An 18,462-nucleotide genomic window follows, 5' to 3' on the forward strand; every position below is an offset into this window, starting at 1 on the left:
CCTTGCCAGCCCCTGTGGGCTCAGTCATCGGCGGTGTCGTCGACCGGCGGCCGGTAGTATTCGTCCGGAATCTGCAGATCGCCCGGCGCCTCCGGCACGCCTCCGCCATGGACACCGGCGGTCTTCAGCTGATAGACATAGGCCAGCACCTGGGCGACGGCGAAATAGAGGCCGGCCGGGATCTCCTGATCGAGCTTGGTGCTGTAATAGATGGCACGGGCCAGGGGCGGCGCGGAGAACAGGGGTACATTGCTGGCCAGGGCCCGTTCGCGGATCTGCGCCGCCACCAGGTCGCTGCCCTTGGCCACCACCCGCGGCGCACCCATCGCCCGCTCGTCGTATTTCAGCGCCACGGCAAAGTGGGTCGGGTTGGTGATCACCACATCAGCCTCGGGCACCGCCTCCATCATCCGCCGCTGGGCGGCCTCGCGCTGCAACTGACGGATGCGGCTCTTCACCTCGGGCTTGCCCTCGCTGTCCTTGGCCTCGTCCCGCACCTCCTGCTTGGTCATCTTCAGGTTGCGCCCATGGTCCCAGAGCTGGTAAGGCACATCGACCAGGGCAATGACGATCAGGGTCGAACTCAACACCAGGAAGGACCAGGCGAGTATGTGTCCGGCATGGCGCAGGGCCGAAGCCGTCGACTCATAGGCCAGCCCCAACAGTTCTCCCTCGAAGTGCTTCAGCAGGACGATGCCCACCGTGCCAACCAGACAGAACTTGGCCACTGACTTGACCAACTCCACCAGGCCACGCTGGGAGAACATGCGTTTCATGCCCTTCAGCGGATTGAGCTTGCTGAACTTGGGCTCAAGGCTCTCCAGGCTGAAGCTCAGCCCACCAAGCATCACCGAGGACAGCAGGGCGGTGATGACATTGATGGCGAAGAAGGGCAGCAACAGCAGCAGACCGGTGCCCAGCGCCGAGCCCATCGCCTCGATCATCCCCCTGCGGTCGAAGATGGCCCGGCGGTCGAGACTCAGGCCTTCTCCCAGCAGCTCCATGAAATAGCTCATGGTGTCGTCACCGAGGGCGATCAAGGCCGCTGCGCTGAACAGCGTCATCAAGGTGGTGTTGAGTTCCCGGGAACGGGGGATCTGACCCTTTCTTCGCGCCTCCTCGAGGCGCTTGGGAGTGGGCTCTTCACTACGTTCCTGACCGTCGTTGTTCTCCGCCATCTCAGCCTCCAGCGGCACTGCCGAGGCTGCCGAGCAGCCCCAGGGCATCCTCCAGCAGACCGGTAAACTGCGGCAGCAGGCCGGGCAGTGCGAAATTGAGCAGCACGAAGCCCAGGGTCAGGGTGATGGGAAAACCGACACCGAAGATGTTCAACTGCGGTGCGGCACGGGTGATGACACCGAAGGCGATATTGGTCAACAGCAGGGCGGTGACCACCGGCATGGCAATCAGCACACCGCCGGCGAACATCCTGCCAGCCCATGCAACCACCTCCCACAGGTCATTCCGTTGCAGCCCCTCGCCCCCCACCGGAAGACTGTGGAAGCTGTCGGCAACCACCTGGATCAGCGCCAGATGGCCATTCAGAACCAGAAACAGCAGGGTGGCGATGGTGATGAAATAATGACCGATGACTGGCACCGAGATACCGTTCTGGGGGTCGACCATGGACGAGAAACCCAGACCCATGCCCATGGCGATCAGATGGCCGCCGACGACCAGGGTGGCGAACACCAGTTGCAGCATGAACCCCATCACCAGCCCGATCAGCAACTGCTGGACGCTGATCAACAGGCCGGCTCCGCTCAGCGGATCCACCGCCGGTGTCTGCGGGATCACCGGCACCACCACCGCCGTCAACACCAGGGCGATGATCAGCCGCAACCGTTTGGGCACCAGACGCCCACCGAATACCGGTGCCACCATCAGCATCATCGCGATGCGCATGAAGGGCCAGAAGAAGTCGCCGACCCAGCCGACGATCTGTGCCGTGGTGAACACCATGGTCGCGCCGCCTGCCTCAGCCGATCATGCTGGGAATGTTCTGGATCAGCCGAACCGTAAAGGTCATCAGGCTCTTCAACAACCAGGGACCGGCCACCATCAGGACCACGGCGATGGTCGCCACCTTGGGGATGAAGGTCAGGGTCATCTCGTTGATCTGGGTGGCCGCCTGGAACATGGCGATGATCAGCCCCACCACCAGTGAGGAAATCAGCAGCGGCCCGGCCAGCAGGGTGGTGATCTCCAGGGCCTGGCGGCCCACGGTCATTACGGTCTCGGGTGTCATGCCCTCACTCCTCCGCGCAGGCCCTGGCCTGCCTGCATCAGGTAAAGAAACTCTGGGCCAGGGTGCCCATGATCAGCGACCAGCCGTCGATCAGCACGAACAGCATGATCTTGAACGGCAGCGAGATGATCATCGGCGACAGCATCATCATGCCCATGGACATCAGCAGGCAGGCGATCACCAGGTCGATGACCAGGAAGGGGATCAGGATCAGGAAACCGATCTGGAAGGCGGTCTTCAACTCGCTGGTGACGAAGGCCGGCAGCAGCAGCGAGAAGGGCACCTTGTCCACCGACTCCACCTGATCGACCTGACCGATCTCGGCAAACATGTCGAGATCGCTGCTGCGCGTCTGTCCGAGCATGAATTCCCGGAACGGCTCGGCCGCTCGCTGCAGGGCTTCCTGGGGCGCGATCTCCTCGTCCAGATAGGGTTGCAGCGCCTGGTCGTATACCTGGTCGAAGACCGGCACCATGATGAAGAAGCTGAGCAGCAGCGCCAGGCCGATGAGAATCTGGTTGGAGGGCGACTGCATGGTGCCCAGGGCCTGGCGGAGAATGGCCAGCACGATGATGATCCGGGTAAAGGAGGTCATCATCATCAACGCTGCCGGCAGAAAGCCGAGGGCAGTCATCAGCGCCAGCACCTGGATGCTGACCGAATAGGTCTGACCACCGTCGGCCCGGTTCTCGACGGTGATCGCGGTCAGCCCGGTGTCGGCCATGGCACCCAGCGGCAGCAGCAGCAACAACAGGGGCAGCAGACTGCAAAGGCGCTTCATGGCGTCCCGTCCTTGCCCAGTGCCGCCTTGAGACTGGCCGCGAAACCCGCCATCTCCTTGCCCGGCGCCGCATCCAGCGGCAATGCCCTGTCGAGCACATGCAGGGTCTGCACCCGCCCGGGGGCGACGCCGAGCAGCAACTGGGTGTCACCGACCTGAATCAGCACCACCCGTTCGCGGGTACCCATCGACAGTCCGCCCAGCACCCGCAGCGAACCATTGGCCACCGACTGCATGCGGGTCAGCCGCTTGAACAGCCAGCCGAAGCCGACGATCAGCAGCACCACCAGCGCCAGCCCCAGCAACATCTGCAGCAGGCTGCCCGCAGCCACGGGTTCCACCAGGGGCGCCGTCTCATCGGCCGCGACCAGTGTCTGCAGGGGCAGGAAAAGCAGCGCCAGGCCTGATATCCGGATACGCATGGCGACCTACTTCAGCTTTTTGACGCGTTCCGAGGGACTGACCACGTCGGTCAGGCGGATGCCGAATTTCTCGTTCACCACCACCACCTCGCCATGCGCCACCAGGGTACCGTTGACCAACACGTCCATCGGTTCACCGGCCAGCCGGTCCAGCTCCACCACCGAGCCCTGATTGAGCTGCAGCAGATTGCGGATGCTGATCCGCGTGCGGCCGATCTCCATGGCGATGGTCACCGGAATGTCGAGGATCAGATCGAGATTGACGTCCTCGTCCTGCACCACCGGCAAGCCCTCACTCTGCAGCTCGTCCAGCTCCGCCGGCTGAACCGCCGGGTCGCCGCCACCAGCCGCCTCACCACCGCTCTCGGCATCGGCCTGCTCGGCCATCGCCGCGGCCCAGTCGTCGGCCATGGCTTCCTGATCTACATTCTGTTCTTCGTCTGTCATGTCTGTCTCCGGGAACCCTTCAATGCTTCGGTACCAGATCGGTCACCTGACCCAGCGAGAGATCGGTCTTCTGGATGGCTTCGGTGATCTTGATTGCCCGGCTGCCATTGGATATGCCGAGTTTGCCGCGGAACAGCGGAACCTCCTCCGCCTCCAGCACCACCGTCTCCGGCAGGTCGATGGGGATGACATCGCCGGGCTTGAGCGCCATCAGCTCGCGCATGCTCAGGCTGACCTCGGTGAGGGTGCTGCCCATCTCGATGGTGGCATCCTTCATCTCCTCGCGGATGGCGATGCGCCAGCGCTCGTCCACCTCGGAGCGGTCGCTCTGCACGCCGGCATCGAGCAGATCGCGGATCGGCTCGACCATGGAGTAGGGCATGGTCACGTGCAGCGCCCCACCGCCTCCCTCCAGCTCGATGTGGAAGGTGGATACCACCACCACCTCGGTCGGGCTGACGATATTGGCGAACTGGGGGTTGACCTCCGAGTTCATGAATTCGAAATCGATGTCCAGCACCGGCTTCCAGGCCTGCTTGAGGTCGATGAAGGCCTTGTCCAGCATGCGCTGGATGACACGCTGCTCGGTGGGCGTGAACTCGCGGCCCTCGATCTTGGCGTGAAAGCGGCCGTCGCCGCCGAAATAGTTGTCCACCGCGCTGAACACCAGCTTGGGGTCGAACACGAACAGCGCCGTACCGCGCAGGGGGGAGATTCTGACCAGGTTCAGACTGGTGGGCACGAACAGGCTGTGCACGTATTCGCCGAACTTGAGCATCTGCACGCCGCCAACCGAGATCTCGCCCTGGCGGCGCAGCATGTTGAACAGGGTGATGCGGAAATGGCGGGCAAAGCGCTCGTTGATCATCTCCAGGGTCGGCATGCGACCGCGGACGATACGGTCCTGGCTGGTGAAGTCATAGGCCTGCGCCGTACCGTCACCCGGCCCCTCGTCGGTCTCGGTCTCTACATCGCCGCTGCCGACACCATGCAGCAGGGCATCGATTTCTTCCTGGGAAAGAAGATCGTTCACCGCGTCACCCCCTACTGCATCACGAAACTGGTGAAGTAGATGTTCTCGAGCTTCGCCTGACCGGTCAGCTCACCGAGCACCCGGCGGACCTCCTTCAGCGCCTCCTGTCGCAGCTTCTCCTTGCCCTCCCGGGTATTGAGCGCCTCCGGCGACTGACTGCTGAACAGCATCACCAGGCTGTTGCGGATCGCTGGCGCATGTTCCTTGACCCGTTCCAGAACGGCAGGGTCGTGGTCGGCGGCCTGCAGGGTGAGTTGCATGAAGCGCATGTCGGCATCGGCGCCGAAATTGACCACGAAGGGTGGATCCATCGGCAGGTAGAGCATCGGTCCCTTGGGAGCCGCAGTGGTCTTTTCCACCGCCTTCCCGTCGCCCTTCTCCGCTACCGGCGGTTCCTCACCGCCACCGAGTATGCCGGCGAAATACAGGGTGCCCAGGATCGCGCCGACCAGCAGGACCACACCGAGCACGCCGATGATGATCCATTTCAGCGACCCGCCCTTGTCGGGTTCTTCCTCGCCAGCGGTATCCAGATCCAGATCGTCAGCCATGTCACGCTATCCCTCTATGAGTCTCACTCCAGGGGTAGCAAGAGCTATGCCACGCGACGGGGATTTTTTTTATCTTGCCAGATCAGGCGGATAGAGAAGGAAAAGAAAACGCTGACGGGGAATTGGCGGCTGGATCACACCTCGCAGCCGGTTCTTTGGCGACTTCGGACGGCCTCAATGCTGCGGCAGTTCCCAGGAGGTCTCGTTCAGCCAGGCAGTGAAATGCTGACGCGACAGCGGCCCGCTGATGTGGAAACCCTGGGCCGCATCACAGCCCAGTACCTGGAGCAGCTCCCAGGCACCGTCGTCCTCGACACCCTCGGCCATCACCCGGAAACCGAGATTGTGGCCGATATCGATGATGGAGCGGACGATCACCGCATCGTTCTCGCTGTGGCTGATGCCGCCCAGGAAGGAGCGATCGATCTTCAGGGTGCCGATCGGCAGACGCTTCAGGGAGGGCAGCGAGGAATAGCCGGTGCCGAAATCGTCCACCGCGACGCCGATACCGAGATCGGCCAGCCGCTGCAGCACCTCGATGCCATGATCGAGATCGGCCATCAGGGTGTCCTCGGTGATCTCGATCTCCAGACAGTCACCGTCGACGCCGGCCTCGCGCAGGGCCCACTGGATGCGCTCCAGCAGGCGTGGCGAACGGAAGGAACGCGCCGATACATTGATCGAAACCGGCAGCTCGAGCCCGGCCTGGCGCCATTCGTTGCACTGGCGCAGGGCGGTGACCAGCACCCAGTTGGTGATGGGCGACATCAGTCCCATCTGCTCGGCAGTATCGAGGAAGCGCGCCGGCGCCACCAGCCCGTCCCGCGGATGTTTCCAGCGCAGCAGCGCCTCGGCGCCGCACAGGCGCCGGCTGTGCATGTCGACCTTGGGCTGGTAGTGGAGTTCGAATTCGTTGCGTTCCAGGGCATGACGCAACTGGGCGGAGACATGCAGCGGCCGGGAACCGCCCTCCTCCTCGCTGCCCTGGGTGTAGAACTGGTAGCCCGCCTCGTCGGCCTTGGCACGCATCATGGCGATCTCGGCCCGGTTCAGCAGGGTATCCGCATCGGCACCGTGTTCCGGATAGACGGCGATCCCGATGGCGGTGGTGAAGAACAGCTCCTCGTCGGCGAAGTGATAGGGTTCGCGGAAACATTCCAGCACCTTCTTCGCCACCCGCTCACCGGCGGTGTGCGCATCGCCCACCGCCGGCATGAGGATGGCGAACTCGTCGCCACCGAGACGGGCCAGGGTATCGGAGTCGCGCAGTGCGGCCTGCAGGCGGCTGGCCACCTGGCGCAGCAATTCGTCGCCGGCGGCCCGACCCAGGGTGTCGTTGACCATCTTGAAGTGGTCGATATCGAGCAGCAGCAGCACAACCTTGTGCAGCTCGTCGCGGCGGCAGCGGCTGATCGCCTGGTTGACGCGGTCGTACCAGAGGGTGCGGTTGGCCAGCCGGGTGAGCTCGTCGGTGGTGGCCTGTTGCTGGAGCTGGACCAGCGCCTGTTGCTGTTCGGTGACATCCTCCAGCAGGCAGTCGATGCGCACCACCTGACGCCGCGAGCGCGCCGGATGGAAGCAGGCACGGTAGCAGCCCTCGGGGCGGTCGTCCCCGGCGGTCAGACGGATCCGGGCGCTGGACGTCTCGCCCTCCAGGGCCCGCTGCCAGGCGGCCTGCAGGGATTCGCGGTCGTCCTCATGGGTCTCTTCGAGGCAAGGGATGGCATCACAGGCGGGGGCCAGGCCCAACAGGCGCTGCGCGGCGGGACTGGCATAGAGCAGCTCGTTGCCGCGCACATCGACCGACCAGAGGATCTGCGGCACGTTGTCGAGCAGCTGCTCGATCGTCCGCTGCGCCTGCTGAGCCGTCTCCCGGGCCTCGCGCAGCTCGCTACAGCGCTGTTCCCAGTAGCCCTGCAACATCAGGCCCATGTCGTGGAACACCCGCTTGACCAGGGTGTTCTCCAGCGCCAGCCGTTCCGCGTCGCCGATATCGGGAATGTCCTGAACCAGTTTCAGCAGATGGTCGAGATACAAGCGATAACCGCCCATCACCCAGAGCGGTTCGATACCATGCAGGCCATGGCGTTCCCCGGCACCGAAGGCACTAAGCTCCGGCTCCGGCGCCAGCAGGCCAAGCAACTGATTGAGATGGGCGCGCACCAGATCGCCGATGTTGCCACCACGCTGTTCCAGGGCGTAGAGCACATCGGCCATGGCCGGATTGTCGAACAGGTAGTTGTAGTAGACCTCAGCGAAGCGTGCCGCTCCCTGGCTCAGAAAGTCGTGATAGCGACGGATGATCTCGGCATCGGCGCTGCCCAGTTGCAGCACGTAACCGAAATTCTTCCGGTGCTCGCTCAAACGCTGCTCAGCGGCCGAATCGCTCGCTGCAGCCCCTCTCTGCCTCGATCTCGTGTCTCCGCTCATCTCTTATTGTTTTAAGTTGTTATTATCGATAATGGCGGACCGTAACATATTTATTACGGCCTGCCTACAACCCTGGCGGATATCGGCGGAAGGAAGGCGCTCAGGCGAACAGATCCACCCGGCCGGCGGCACCTGCATGCCTGGGCAGGAGGGTTTCCTGCGCACTGTCCACCTCCTCCGCAGCCTCCCCCGCCCAGCCAGCGCTGGACTCCCCGTCGGTATCGCCGGCCGCCTGGCGCTGCTCGGCGAAGGAGTGTTCGGAGATGTTCACGTCGAGCAGTTGCAGGCCGCTGTCGCCCAGCATCTCACGCAGCCGCGGGATGGCCGCCTCCAGGGCATCGCGGACCACGGCATGGTGGGCGGTAAAGCTGACCTGGGCCTGGTCCTGATGCATCTGGATGCGCACCTCGATGGGACCGAGCTGGGGCGGATTGAGCTTGATCTCGGCTGCCTGCAGCTTCTGACCGGTCATCCACAGCACCCGTTCGCCCAGCGCCTCGTCCCAGCCCGGCTGCTGCAGCGGCACGGCAAGGGTGGCAGACGGCGGCGACTGCAGCGGCGCAGATGCCGTCGGGGCGGGAGCGGCGGGCTGCGCCGAGGGCAGCGCCACGGCCAGCAGATCCGGCGTCTGCGGCCGGTCGGCCGGCAGCGGCGTCTGGCGAAGCCCCTCCTGCGGCGTACCGCGGCTGGCATGCAGAACCTCCTGGAGACGCTGCTGCAGGACATCCAGCGGCGGCCGGGGAAGATGCTCGGCGCTCGCCAGGGGACGGCTGTCGGCCGCTTCCGCCGCCTGGGCAGCCAAGGGCAACAGGCCATCCGCCGGCCGCGCAGCGCGAGACTGGCGCGCCGCGGCCTGTCGCCCCGTCTTCTCCGCGTCGGCCAGGGTCTCGTTCACCGCCAACGGCAGGGAGGGCACGCCCGGTGGCAAACCATCGACGGGCAGGGTCTCCGTCTCTGCCTGGGCCGCCTCGGCCAGTTCCAGCAGGCGCTGCTCGCCAGCTTCCAGTACCTCCGGCAAGTCCTTGCCGTCCTCCGGCAAGGTCGTCCCCTCCGCTGCGTTGGAGGGCTCCTCCCGCAACTGACCATCCAGTACCTGGGAGAAACTGTCCTTGGCCGGGGTAGCTGTTCCCTCGGCCACCTCGCCAGGCAGCGCCTCGGCTGCGGCATCCGGCCGGCTCTGGGCCGACGAAGCGGGAACGGATTGGGGCGGCGTCTGCGGCAACATCATGTCAGGCATGGCGGTCTCCTTGCAGGGGTTGGCTGCTCGACCTGAGGAATTTGCAAGCTCTGTGCCAGGCTGCATGCCCGGGCGACATCCAGTAAGCATCCCCCGGCTTACATGGCCATCACCAACCGGTGCAGGCGCCTGCAATTGCAGGCCAGACAGACCAGGTTCCATTCGCACCGCACCTCTTCCAGGCCCCGCAGCAGAAACCGCTGGAAGCCCATCGGACCCCGGATGATGGCATGCCTGGACCTGCCGGGTATCGCGGCCTGGAGGCCGCTCCTACGGGGCATGGCGGCACCCTGGCAGGAGCGGCCTCCTGGCCGCGATCGAGGTGGCATCACCCGCCGTTGACGGAAACGGCGATGGCCACGAAACCCGCGAAACCCGCGAAAATCGATGGCCACGGAAGGCATTGTAGGAGCGGCCTCCAGGCCGCGATCGAGGTGGCATCGCCCGCCATTGACGGAAACGGCGATGGCCACGAAACCCGCGAAACCCACGAAAATCGATGGCCACGGAAGGCATTGTAGGAGCGGCCTCCTGGCCGCGATCAAGGTGGCATCACCCGCCATTGACGGAAACGGCGATGGCCACGAAACCCGCGAAACCCGCGAAAATCGATGGCCACGGAAGGCATTGTAGGAGCGGCCTCCTGGCCGCGATCGAGGTGGCATCGCCCGCCATTGACGGAAACGGCGATGGCCACGAAACCCGCGAAACCCACAAAAAAGATTGATGGCCACGGAATCCACGGAAAAAAACACGGACGCTTCCTGGCTGCTGCGGACTAGCCCGGATATTGCACCAAGGATTCGATGCTCAGGGCGAGGCTGGCAAAGCAGCTTGGGTGATCGTCCGAAACCGTTGCTATGGCTTGAGGAGGATCACCCAGGATGCGAAGACAGAGTCGGCCTGACATCGAACAGGCACAACCTGTACCCCGCCGGGAGGAGCCATTTGCGAGCCTCCCGGCCTTGTATGTCAGCCTGCACGCCGATCACGCGCGCCGCCTTGGTGCAATATCCGGGGCAGGACGGCTCAGCGCGGCTTGCGGCGCCGGCTGCCGTGCTGCGCCTGCTCGTCGCTTTCGCGCTGTTCCCGGCGCGCCGCGGCCTTTTGCTCCTCGCGCTGATAGCGTTCCACCACCTTGTCCAGCGCCTGGCTGCGGCTGCGCGTCGCCAGCCAGGCCAGACGCTTTTCCTCGCAGTCGAGACGCTGCCGTTCGATCCGCTCACGCTGCTGGCGGATCGCCTGGGCCAGACGGTCGAGGAAGAGGCGGAAGTCCTGCAACCGCGCGGCGCTGAGGCTGGCGCCGCTGCCGGCCTCGAGACGGCGGGCATAGTCCGCGTGGTACTCGATCAGCTGGGCCAGCTTGGCTTCCTCCTCCTGCAGCCGCCGCCGGGCCTCGCCGAGGATGCGTGCCGCCTGCTGTTCACGCCGGTCGGCCACCTCGACCACCGGGCGCATGCGCCGCGAGCGGCTCATTGCCCGCCCCCCCCCGCCGGCCGTGGGGCAGCTTCATTCATGACTGAAGCTGCAGCTGCTGGCCACCGAGCAGCTGTTCCAGTTCAGCAAGGCTGTCGGCCAGCGACACCGACTGCCCCATGTCCTGCTGCAGGAAGGCCATCAGTCGGGGATGGCATTCGATGGCCTCGTCGATGCGCGGGTCGCTGCCCGGCTGGTAGGCACCGACGCTGATCAGGTCGCGATTCTGGCGGTAGGTCGAATAGAGCTGCTTGAAGCGCCGCGCCGCGGCCAGGTGCGCCTCGTCGGTGATCTCGGTCATGGCCCGGCTGATCGAGGCCTCGATGTCGATCGCCGGGTAGTGCCCGGCCTCGGCCAGCTCGCGCGACAGCACCACATGGCCATCGAGGATGGCGCGCGCCGCATCGGCGATCGGATCCTGCTGGTCATCACCCTCCGTGAGCACGGTGTAGAAGGCGGTGATCGCCCCCCCGCCGACATCGCCGTTGCCGGCCCGCTCCACCAGTTGCGGCAATTTGGCGAACACCGAGGGCGGATACCCCTTGGTCGCCGGCGGCTCACCGATGGCCAGCGCGATCTCGCGCTGCGCCTGGGCGAAGCGGGTCAGCGAGTCCATCAGCAGCAACACGTTCAACCCCTGGTCCCGGTAGTACTCGGCGATGGAGGTCGCCAGCATGGCGCCGTGCAAGCGCATCAGCGGCGAGGTGTCGGCCGGGGTGGCGACCACCACCGAACGCGCCAGTCCCGCCTCGCCGAGGTTGTTCTGCACGAACTCCACCACCTCCCGGCCACGTTCACCGATCAGTCCGACCACGGTGACATCGGCATTGGTATAGCGGGTCATCATGCTGAGCAGCACGCTCTTGCCGACACCGGAACCGGCGAACAGGCCCATGCGCTGGCCACGGCCGACGCTGAGCAGGGCGTTGATGGCACGCACCCCGACGTCCAGCGGCTCGCGGATCGGCCGCCGCGACAGGGGATTGATCGAACGACCGCTGAGCGGCATGCGGCCAGTGGCCTGCAGCGGCCCCTTGCCGTCCAGCGGCCGACCGGCACCATCCAGCACCCGGCCAAGCAGGCAATCGCCGACCGGCACCTCGCAGCTGCGCTGGGTCGGGATCACCCGGGCATTGGGTGCCAGCCCCTGGATGTCGGCGGTTGGCATCAGGTACAGGCTCTCACCCGAGAAACCGACCACCTCGGCCTCGATATGCGACTCATCGGGATTGACGATCAGGCAACGGCCACCGATCGAGGCCTGGCAGCCGACCGCCTCCAGGGTCAGGCCGACCATGCGGGTCAGGCGTCCCTCCACCACCAGGGGCACGGGCTCGGCAATGCGCTCCCGGTAGCTGGCAAGGCGTCCGGCCCAGCGGCCGCTGCGCTCGACCTCCGGTATCCGCCCCACCTCAGGCATCCCCCTGGCGCTCCCCGCCCAGCACCCGGGCGATCACCGCGTTGAGCCGGTTCTCCACCGTGGCATCGATCTGCGAGCTGTCGCTGCTCAGCTTGCAGCCGCCACGGCTGAGCACCGGGTCCTCGACGATCTTCCACTCCTGCTCGGCCTCGTTCACCGACAGGGTCTCGCGCACCAGCGCGGCGTCCTCCGGATGCAGGTGCAGGCGCACGTTGCGCGCCGCCACCGGCAGCAGCGCCAGGGCCTCGCGCACCACCGCCAGAATCTCGCCTGGATCGGTCTTCAGCTCGCGCCGCACCAGCTGACGGGCGACCAGCATCGCCAGGGAGACCAGTTCCTCCTCCACCTGCCGGTCGAGATCCTCCAGCGGCCGGGCCAGCAGCCGCATCAGCGCCTCCAGCTCGCGCACCCGGCTGGCGATCTCCCGCTGCCCCGCCTGGAGTCCGGCCTGACGGCCCTGTTCCAGACCCTCGGCATAGGCCTGCTGCTGGATCTCCTCCAGCTGGCGGGCGGTGACCGGCCGGCAGGCGTCGGCCGGGGCGCCGTCGTCCACCTCCGGCAGCTGCCAGTTCTCCACATCCGCCAGGGTATCGGCGGAGATGATCTTGCCGTTCATGCCGCCACCCGCGATGGCCATTCAGTCCAGCGGCTTCCCCGGGCCGCTCCGGTACAGCAGCTCATCAGAGGAATTCCTCGGCACCCTTGCCACCGAGCACGATGTCGCCGGCGTCGGCCATGCGGCGGGCAATGGAGAGGATCTCCTTCTGCGCCGCCTCCACTTCGCTGACCCGCACCGGTCCCTTGGCTTCCAGGTCGTCGCGCAGCATCTCCGAGGCACGCTTGGACATGTTGCTGAAGATCTTCTCCTTGACCGCATCGTCGGCCCCCTTGAGGGCGATGATCAGGGTGTCGGACGAGACCTCGCGCAGCAGCGCCTGGATGCCCTGGTCGTCGACATCGGCCAGGTTGTCGAAGACGAACATCAGGTCCTGGATCTGCTGTCCCAGATCGGCGTCGGTGTCCTTGATCATCTCCATCACCTCGGCCTCGATCGAGCTGTCGACGAAGTTGAGGATGTTGGCAGCGGACTTGATGCCGCCGACGCCGGTGGACTTGACGCTGTCCTTGCCGCCGGAGAACTGGCGTTCCATGATCTCGTCCAGCTCCGCCAGGGCCGAGGGCTGGATGCCGTCCAGGGTGGCGATGCGCAGCAGCACGTCGACCCGCACCCGCTCCGGCAGGAAGGTGAGCACCTCGGCGGCATGGTCACTGTCCAGATAGGAGAGCACGATGGCCATGATCTGCGGATGCTCCAGGCGGATGATCTCGGCCACCGCGCGGGCATCCATCCACTTCAGCTGCTCCAGGCCCTTGGTGTTGCGGCCGAGCATGATGCGGTCGATGATGTTGCTGGCCTTGTCCTCGCCCAGGGCATCGACCATCACCTTGCGGATGTACTCCTCGGAACCGACGCCGAGTGCCGTCTGCCTGCCGACCGCCTCGACGAATTCCTCCATCACCTGACCGACCTGGTCACTGGTGACGTTGCTCAGCGAGGCCATGGCGGCGCCGACCTTCTGCACCTCCTTGGGCCCCATGTGCTTCAGCACCTCGGCGGCCTTGTCCTCACCCAGGGACAGCAGAAAGATGGCCGCCCGGTCGGTGCCGGAGATCTTGCCGCTGTGCTCATCCATCTTCGCTCACCCAGTTCTTCATCAATTGTGCGACCCGCTTTGGATCATCCTTGACCATCTCCTGGGCCGTGCCCAGCTTGTCCTCGTAACCCGGCGAGGGCAGACCATCCTGTGGCTGGGGACCACCGAGGGTCACCTGGTCCTCGGCCATGCCGCCCCCCTCGCCGACGGTGGCCGTAGCCAGTGCCGCCTGTGACTGCTGCTGCAGACGCCCGTGCTCGGCCAGGTTGCGCATCACCGGCTTGATGACACCGAAGATCAGCAGCAGCACACCGAGACCACCCAGCACCTGCTTGGCCAGCCGCCACACCCAGGGCTGCTCCAGCAGCGAGGGTTCGGGCAGCGGCTCGGGTGCCGGCGCCGGCTGGAAGGACTGGTTGATGATCTGCACGCTGTCGCCACGCTCGGGATCGAAGCCTACCGCCTCCTTGACCAGGGTGGTGAACTTGGCGATCTCCTCGTCGCTCCATTTGCTGCTCACCGGGTTGCCGGCATCGTCCAGCGTCCGCTTGTCGTCGAGCACCACGGCGATGGACAGGCGGCGGATGGTGCCGCTGGCCAGCCGGGTGTGGCTGATGGTCTTGTCCAGCTCGTAGTTGCGGGTGCTGCGGCGCATGCTGTTGCCATTGGGCGAGGGCGGCTCGCTGCCATTGCCCTGATCCTGGGGCTGGGTGCTGCCGCCGCCTGGCGGCTGGTTGGACAGGGTACCGGGCACGCCCATGGCCATGCCGTTGCCGCCGTTGTGTTCCTCCACCACCTGTTCGCTGCGCAGGGCGGACAGTTCCGGGTTGTAGCTCTCCTGGGTCTTCTCCACCTCGGTGAAGTCCAGTTCCGCCGCCACCTGGGCCCGCACCCCACCGTTGCCGACCAGCGGGCCGAGCAGGTCCTCGATACGCTTGACGAAGGTATCCTCCAGCTTGCGGGTATAGGCGAACTGGCTGGAATTGACGCCGACGGCGGAATCGCTGCGGCTGGTGAGCAGGTTGCCGGACTGATCGACCACGGTGACATCGTTCGGCGACAGATGGGGCACGCTGCCGGCCACCAGGTTGACGATGGAGGCGACCTGGCCGTCATTCAGGCTGCGGCCGGCATAGAGCTCGACCACCACCGAGGCGGTCGGTGTCTCCTTCTTGCGCAGGAACACCGAACGCTTGGGCAGGGCCAGATGGACCCGCGCATGCTTGATGCCACGCAGGGTGCCGATGGTCTGGCTCAGCTCGATCTCCAGGGCATGCTGGTGGCGCGCCATCTCCACGAACTGGCTGGTGCCGAAGCCCTGATCACCGTTCAGCATCTCGAAGCCGTCATTGCCCTTGGGCAGGCCGTTGGCGGCCAGTTTGAGCCGCGCCTCGTGGATCTTGTCGGCCGGCACCAGCAGGGCACCGCTGCCGGCATCGATCTTGTAGGGGATGCCGGCCTGCTGCAGGGCATCTGCCACCTGGCTGGCATCACGCTCCGGCAGATTGGCATAGAGCAGACTGTAGTTCGGGGTCTGCGACCAGAGCACCACGGCCACGCCCAGCGCCACGCTGGCCGCCAGTCCGATCATCAGCCCGACCTGCCGCACCGCCGGCAGGGCCGCAAATCCGTGTACCGCTTCCGCTTCTACCAGTGCCATCGTCTCGATTCACCCGTCTCAGAGATTCATGTTCATCACTTGCTGATAGGCCTCGACCAGCTTGTTGCGCACCTGGGTCATGGCCTGGAAAGAGACGCTGGCCTTCTGCAGCGCCACCATCACCTCGGTCAGGTCGACATTGGGGTCGCCCTTGGCAAAGGCGTTGGCCATCGCGCCGGCGGTCCGCTGGGCGTCGCTGACCTGGTCGACGGACTGCTTGAGCAGGGCGGCAAAACCCGGCCCCCCGGCCTCCTCCGCCGCCGGCGCCCGCTCGGCACCCTGGGCGGCACCGGCCATGGCGCGCATCTGGTTAAGGAGCTGATTGACGTCGATCTCACTCATTGCGGTTCTCCCGATCCTTGTCCTGGGCCGTCAAACGACCGGCTGTCTAGGGTGCAATACCCTGAATGGATGCAGTTTGCGGGCCAGCCCGCTCAGGCGGGCACGGCGATGCCTGCCTCGCGCATCCGCGCCAGCTTGTAGCGCAGGGTCCGCGGACTGATGCCGAGCCGCTCGGCGGCGGCCTTGCGGCTGCCGGCCTGGCTCAGGGCATCGAGAATCTTCTGCTGTTCGATGCTCTTCAGGTCCTCGCCGAGACACTCGGGCCGCGCCGGCGCCATGGGCGCGTCCGGCAGACACATGGCCTCGGCCTCGAAGTGCAAATCGACCGCCTCGATGCAGTCGCCGCTCATCAGGATCACCGCCCGCTGCAGGACGTTCTCCAGCTCACGCACATTGCCCGGCCAGGCATAGTCCAGCAGCCGGGCCTCGGCCTCCGGGCAGAGGGCTGGCACCGGCCGGCCGGCCGGGGTGTGACGTTCCAGCAGGCGCCGGGCCAGGGGCAGAATGTCGGCCGGCCGCTGGCGCAGCGGGGGCAGGTTCAAGGGGAAGACGTTGAGCCGGTAGAACAGGTCCTCGCGGAAGCGCCCCGCGGTCACCTCCTCGCGCATGCGCCGGTTGCTGGTAGCCAGCACCCGCACGTCCAGGCTGATCGGCGTCTTGCCGCCGAGGCGCTCCACCTCGCGCTCCTGCAGCACGCGCAGCAGCTTGGCCTGCAGGCCGAGATCCATCTCCGAGATCTCGTCCAGCAGCAGGGTGCCGCCCTGGGCCTGCTCGAACTTGCCGGCACGGGCCTGGTAGGCACCGGTGAAGGCGCCCTTCTCGTAGCCGAAGAGCACCGCCTCCAGCATGTTCTCGGGAATGGCGGCACAGTTGATGGCGACGAATGGCCCGTCGCTGCGCGGCGAATGCTCGTGGATGAAGCGGGCATAGACCTCCTTGCCGGAACCGGACTCACCACTGATCATCACCGTGGCATCGGTGGCGGCGACCCGCTCTGCCAGCGCCAGAAGTTCACGCGAGCGGGGATCGGCCGCCACCGGCCCCGCCCCGGCAGCGGGCGGCCGCAGGTAGCGTTCCACCATCTCCACCAGGACCTCGGCCTCGAAGGGCTTGAGCAGATAGTCGGCGGCACCGCAGCGCATGGCATCCACCGCCTTCTGCACCGTGCCGAAGGCGGTCATCAGCACCACCGGCAGGTTCGGCAGGCGCGCCTGGATGCGCTTCAGTAACTGGTGGCCATCCATCTCCGGCATCTGCACGTCGCTGACCACCATGTCCACCGGCTGCCGTTCCAGCAGCGCCAGGGCGGCGCCACCGTCGGCGGCCCCGGACACGGCATAGCCGGCCAGCTCCAGGGTGTCGCACAGCGCCTGCCGCAGGGCATGGTCATCTTCAACGATCAGGACCGTGGCTTTACTCATCGTCTGCTCCTCAATTGCTTCCACACGCCAGCCGGTTCAGTCGCCGGCTGTCCTCGCCGGACAGCACATCGGCCAGCAGTACCGGCGGAAAACGCAGCATGAAACTCGCACCCTGCGTCTCGTCGTCTTCGAGTTCGATCGCCCCGCCGTGGCTGCGCACCAGGCTCTGCACCAGGGCCAGCCCCAGCCCGGTGCCGTTCGGGCGGGTGGTGAAGAAAGGCTGGAAGATCCGCTCCCGCAGTGCCGGCGGAATGCCCGGGCCGTCGTCGCTGACCCGGATCCAGACGCCGCCGTCCGTGCCACTCCCGGCCTCGATGCGGATCCTCGTGGTGCCGTCCGCCTGCAGGCTGTTGCTCACCAGGTTGGCCAGCGCCCCGGCCAGCAGCTCGGGGTTGCCCTGCAACAGGCAGCCGCCACTGCGGTCCTCGACCTGCAGCCGGGCGCCGCCAGCGGCCAGCTCGGCCTGCATCGCCGCCTCGACCGAGGCGAACAGGGCCGCGCAGTCGAAGCACTGGTCACCGGCCTCGCCGCCGCGGGCGAACAGCAGCATGTCGTCGACCAGGCGTTCCAGATGATGCAGGCGCTCCACCAGCCGGCCGGCGAAGCGCTCACGCGCCGCCGCATCCGGCATCGGCCCGGCCAGCTGCGAGGCATAGAGCAGCGCCGTGGACAGGGGGGTGCGGATCTGGTGGGCCAGGCCGGCGACCATCTCGCCCATCGCCGAGAGGCGCTGCTGGCGGCTCATGGCGGCCTGCAGCTGGCGGGTCTCGGTGACATCGTTGAGCAGCAGGATGCGGCCGTGGCCGGCCTCCAGCTCACGGCTGGCGATGTTCACCCAGCGGCCGTCGGCCAGGCGCAGCTCGGCCCCGTGGATCCGGCGGCTGTTGAAGGCCCGTTCGCTGACCTCCGCCCAGAGACGCCCGCTCAGCGGCACCCCAAGCAGGGATTCGGCGGCGCGGTTGCACTCCCGGATCCGCCCCTCGCCGTCGACCACCAGTACCCCACCCGGCAGGGCGTCGACCAGCGTCTCCAGCCGCTCGGCCAGCTGCAGCCGCTCCGAGCGGCTGGCCGCCAGTTCCACGTTCAGCTCCGCCACCCGCTGCTCCAGCTCGCGATAAGAGGCCTCCAGGGCCTCCGACATGCGGCTGAAGGCCAGGAAGGCATCCTGCAACTGTTGCGGATTCTGGGGGAGGGTCTGGTTCATCAACTGGCGCAATCCCGGCTCTGTTCGCTACGTGGCCAGAACAAAGCAACAACCGTGCCCGAGAACATGAATCTTTTCAAAACAACGAGTTGCGAGTGATAGCCGGACGAGGCGTCAAAACGGCGACGGTCAGAC

At 66.1% G+C, this 18,462-nt stretch carries 18 protein-coding genes and 1 pseudogene; all 19 read right to left on the bottom strand.

Features of this window, described 5'->3' with window-relative positions; translation table 11 throughout:
- Positions 1-20 precede the first annotated feature (20 nt).
- The 19 genes and pseudogenes from flhB to QVG61_RS08675 all read right to left on the bottom strand — a co-directional run bounded on the left by flhB (position 21) and on the right by QVG61_RS08675 (position 18,327).
- The gene (gene flhB / locus QVG61_RS08585) at positions 21-1,178 is read right to left on the bottom strand and encodes a flagellar biosynthesis protein FlhB (RefSeq protein ID WP_289930220.1); all 1,158 of its coding nucleotides are present in this window, start codon (positions 1,176-1,178) and stop codon (positions 21-23) included.
- A gap of 1 nt (position 1,179) precedes the next feature.
- Positions 1,180-1,962: a flagellar biosynthetic protein FliR gene (gene fliR / locus QVG61_RS08590; RefSeq protein ID WP_289930221.1), complete on the bottom strand. Its 783-nt coding sequence runs from the start codon at positions 1,960-1,962 to the stop codon at positions 1,180-1,182.
- A 16-nt stretch (positions 1,963-1,978) separates the two neighbouring features.
- Complete coding sequence (fliQ, locus tag QVG61_RS08595; protein ID WP_289930222.1) at positions 1,979-2,248, bottom strand: flagellar biosynthesis protein FliQ; 270 nt, start codon at positions 2,246-2,248, stop codon at positions 1,979-1,981.
- Positions 2,249-2,285: 37 nt separating this feature from the next.
- Positions 2,286-3,029, bottom strand: a complete 744-nt coding sequence (gene fliP, locus QVG61_RS08600) for a flagellar type III secretion system pore protein FliP (RefSeq protein WP_354671158.1) — start codon at positions 3,027-3,029, stop codon at positions 2,286-2,288.
- The gene (gene fliO / locus QVG61_RS08605) at positions 3,026-3,451 is read right to left on the bottom strand and encodes a flagellar biosynthetic protein FliO (protein WP_289930223.1); all 426 of its coding nucleotides are present in this window, start codon (positions 3,449-3,451) and stop codon (positions 3,026-3,028) included. Before fliO ends, fliP begins: the two co-directional genes overlap by 4 nt.
- Positions 3,452-3,457: 6 nt before the next feature.
- A complete protein-coding gene (gene fliN / locus QVG61_RS08610; RefSeq protein ID WP_289930224.1) occupies positions 3,458-3,898 on the bottom strand; it encodes a flagellar motor switch protein FliN in 441 nt (146 codons plus the stop codon).
- 19 nt (positions 3,899-3,917) lie between these two features.
- Complete coding sequence (gene fliM, locus QVG61_RS08615) at positions 3,918-4,931, bottom strand: flagellar motor switch protein FliM (RefSeq protein WP_289930225.1); 1,014 nt, start codon at positions 4,929-4,931, stop codon at positions 3,918-3,920.
- 11 nt (positions 4,932-4,942) lie between these two features.
- Positions 4,943-5,482, bottom strand: a complete 540-nt coding sequence (locus tag QVG61_RS08620) for a flagellar basal body-associated FliL family protein (protein WP_289930226.1) — start codon at positions 5,480-5,482, stop codon at positions 4,943-4,945.
- Positions 5,483-5,656: 174 nt separating this feature from the next.
- Positions 5,657-7,846: an EAL domain-containing protein gene (locus tag QVG61_RS08625; protein ID WP_289930227.1), complete on the bottom strand. Its 2,190-nt coding sequence runs from the start codon at positions 7,844-7,846 to the stop codon at positions 5,657-5,659.
- A 166-nt stretch (positions 7,847-8,012) separates the two neighbouring features.
- Positions 8,013-9,149 carry a flagellar hook-length control protein FliK gene (locus QVG61_RS08630; RefSeq protein ID WP_289930228.1) on the bottom strand — a complete coding sequence of 379 codons (1,137 nt, stop codon included), beginning with the start codon at positions 9,147-9,149 and terminating at the stop codon, positions 8,013-8,015.
- A gap of 98 nt (positions 9,150-9,247) precedes the next feature.
- A pseudogene (locus QVG61_RS08635) lies at positions 9,248-9,376 on the bottom strand (transposase); the annotation flags it as partial.
- Between the two features lie 802 nt (positions 9,377-10,178).
- Positions 10,179-10,625, bottom strand: a complete 447-nt coding sequence (gene fliJ / locus QVG61_RS08640; protein WP_289930229.1) for a flagellar export protein FliJ — start codon at positions 10,623-10,625, stop codon at positions 10,179-10,181.
- A 37-nt stretch (positions 10,626-10,662) separates the two neighbouring features.
- Complete coding sequence (gene fliI, locus QVG61_RS08645; RefSeq protein WP_289930230.1) at positions 10,663-12,045, bottom strand: flagellar protein export ATPase FliI; 1,383 nt, start codon at positions 12,043-12,045, stop codon at positions 10,663-10,665.
- Positions 12,038-12,682: a flagellar assembly protein FliH gene (locus QVG61_RS08650; protein WP_289930231.1), complete on the bottom strand. Its 645-nt coding sequence runs from the start codon at positions 12,680-12,682 to the stop codon at positions 12,038-12,040. Before QVG61_RS08650 ends, fliI begins: the two co-directional genes overlap by 8 nt.
- Positions 12,683-12,725: 43 nt before the next feature.
- Complete coding sequence (gene fliG, locus QVG61_RS08655) at positions 12,726-13,739, bottom strand: flagellar motor switch protein FliG (protein ID WP_289930232.1); 1,014 nt, start codon at positions 13,737-13,739, stop codon at positions 12,726-12,728.
- On the bottom strand, positions 13,732-15,360 hold the full coding sequence (fliF, locus tag QVG61_RS08660; protein ID WP_289930233.1) for a flagellar basal-body MS-ring/collar protein FliF: 1,629 nt from the start codon (positions 15,358-15,360) through the stop codon (positions 13,732-13,734). Before fliF ends, fliG begins: the two co-directional genes overlap by 8 nt.
- An 18-nt stretch (positions 15,361-15,378) precedes the next feature.
- Positions 15,379-15,702, bottom strand: a complete 324-nt coding sequence (gene fliE / locus QVG61_RS08665) for a flagellar hook-basal body complex protein FliE (protein ID WP_289930234.1) — start codon at positions 15,700-15,702, stop codon at positions 15,379-15,381.
- 92 nt (positions 15,703-15,794) lie between these two features.
- On the bottom strand, positions 15,795-17,123 hold the full coding sequence (locus tag QVG61_RS08670; RefSeq protein ID WP_289930235.1) for a sigma-54 dependent transcriptional regulator: 1,329 nt from the start codon (positions 17,121-17,123) through the stop codon (positions 15,795-15,797).
- Between the two features lie 10 nt (positions 17,124-17,133).
- Positions 17,134-18,327 (bottom strand): ATP-binding protein, encoded by a 1,194-nt coding sequence (locus tag QVG61_RS08675; protein WP_289930236.1) that lies wholly within the window; start codon positions 18,325-18,327, stop codon positions 17,134-17,136.
- Between the last annotated feature and the right edge of the window lie 135 nt (positions 18,328-18,462).

Origin of the sequence: Thiohalobacter sp. IOR34 (genome assembly GCF_030406045.1) — a bacterium.
Lineage (GTDB): Bacteria > Pseudomonadota > Gammaproteobacteria > Thiohalobacterales > Thiohalobacteraceae.

Bases quoted from the DNA above. Each gene is read 5' to 3' on its own strand.
- flhB (WP_289930220.1), bottom strand. From the start codon at position 1,178: ATGGCGGAGAACAACGACGGTCAGGAACGTAGTGAAGAGCCCACTCCC.
- fliR (WP_289930221.1), bottom strand. From the start codon at position 1,962: ATGGTGTTCACCACGGCACAGATCGTCGGCTGGGTCGGCGACTTCTTC.
- fliQ (WP_289930222.1), bottom strand. From the start codon at position 2,248: ATGACACCCGAGACCGTAATGACCGTGGGCCGCCAGGCCCTGGAGATC.
- fliP (WP_354671158.1), bottom strand. From the start codon at position 3,029: ATGAAGCGCCTTTGCAGTCTGCTGCCCCTGTTGTTGCTGCTGCTGCCG.
- fliO (WP_289930223.1), bottom strand. From the start codon at position 3,451: ATGCGTATCCGGATATCAGGCCTGGCGCTGCTTTTCCTGCCCCTGCAG.
- fliN (WP_289930224.1), bottom strand. From the start codon at position 3,898: ATGACAGACGAAGAACAGAATGTAGATCAGGAAGCCATGGCCGACGAC.
- QVG61_RS08620 (WP_289930226.1), bottom strand. From the start codon at position 5,482: ATGGCTGACGATCTGGATCTGGATACCGCTGGCGAGGAAGAACCCGAC.
- QVG61_RS08630 (WP_289930228.1), bottom strand. From the start codon at position 9,149: ATGCCTGACATGATGTTGCCGCAGACGCCGCCCCAATCCGTTCCCGCT.
- fliJ (WP_289930229.1), bottom strand. From the start codon at position 10,625: ATGAGCCGCTCGCGGCGCATGCGCCCGGTGGTCGAGGTGGCCGACCGG.
- fliI (WP_289930230.1), bottom strand. From the start codon at position 12,045: ATGCCTGAGGTGGGGCGGATACCGGAGGTCGAGCGCAGCGGCCGCTGG.
- QVG61_RS08650 (WP_289930231.1), bottom strand. From the start codon at position 12,682: ATGGCCATCGCGGGTGGCGGCATGAACGGCAAGATCATCTCCGCCGAT.
- fliG (WP_289930232.1), bottom strand. From the start codon at position 13,739: ATGGATGAGCACAGCGGCAAGATCTCCGGCACCGACCGGGCGGCCATC.
- fliF (WP_289930233.1), bottom strand. From the start codon at position 15,360: ATGGCACTGGTAGAAGCGGAAGCGGTACACGGATTTGCGGCCCTGCCG.
- fliE (WP_289930234.1), bottom strand. From the start codon at position 15,702: ATGAGTGAGATCGACGTCAATCAGCTCCTTAACCAGATGCGCGCCATG.
- QVG61_RS08670 (WP_289930235.1), bottom strand. From the start codon at position 17,123: ATGAGTAAAGCCACGGTCCTGATCGTTGAAGATGACCATGCCCTGCGG.
- QVG61_RS08675 (WP_289930236.1), bottom strand. From the start codon at position 18,327: ATGAACCAGACCCTCCCCCAGAATCCGCAACAGTTGCAGGATGCCTTC.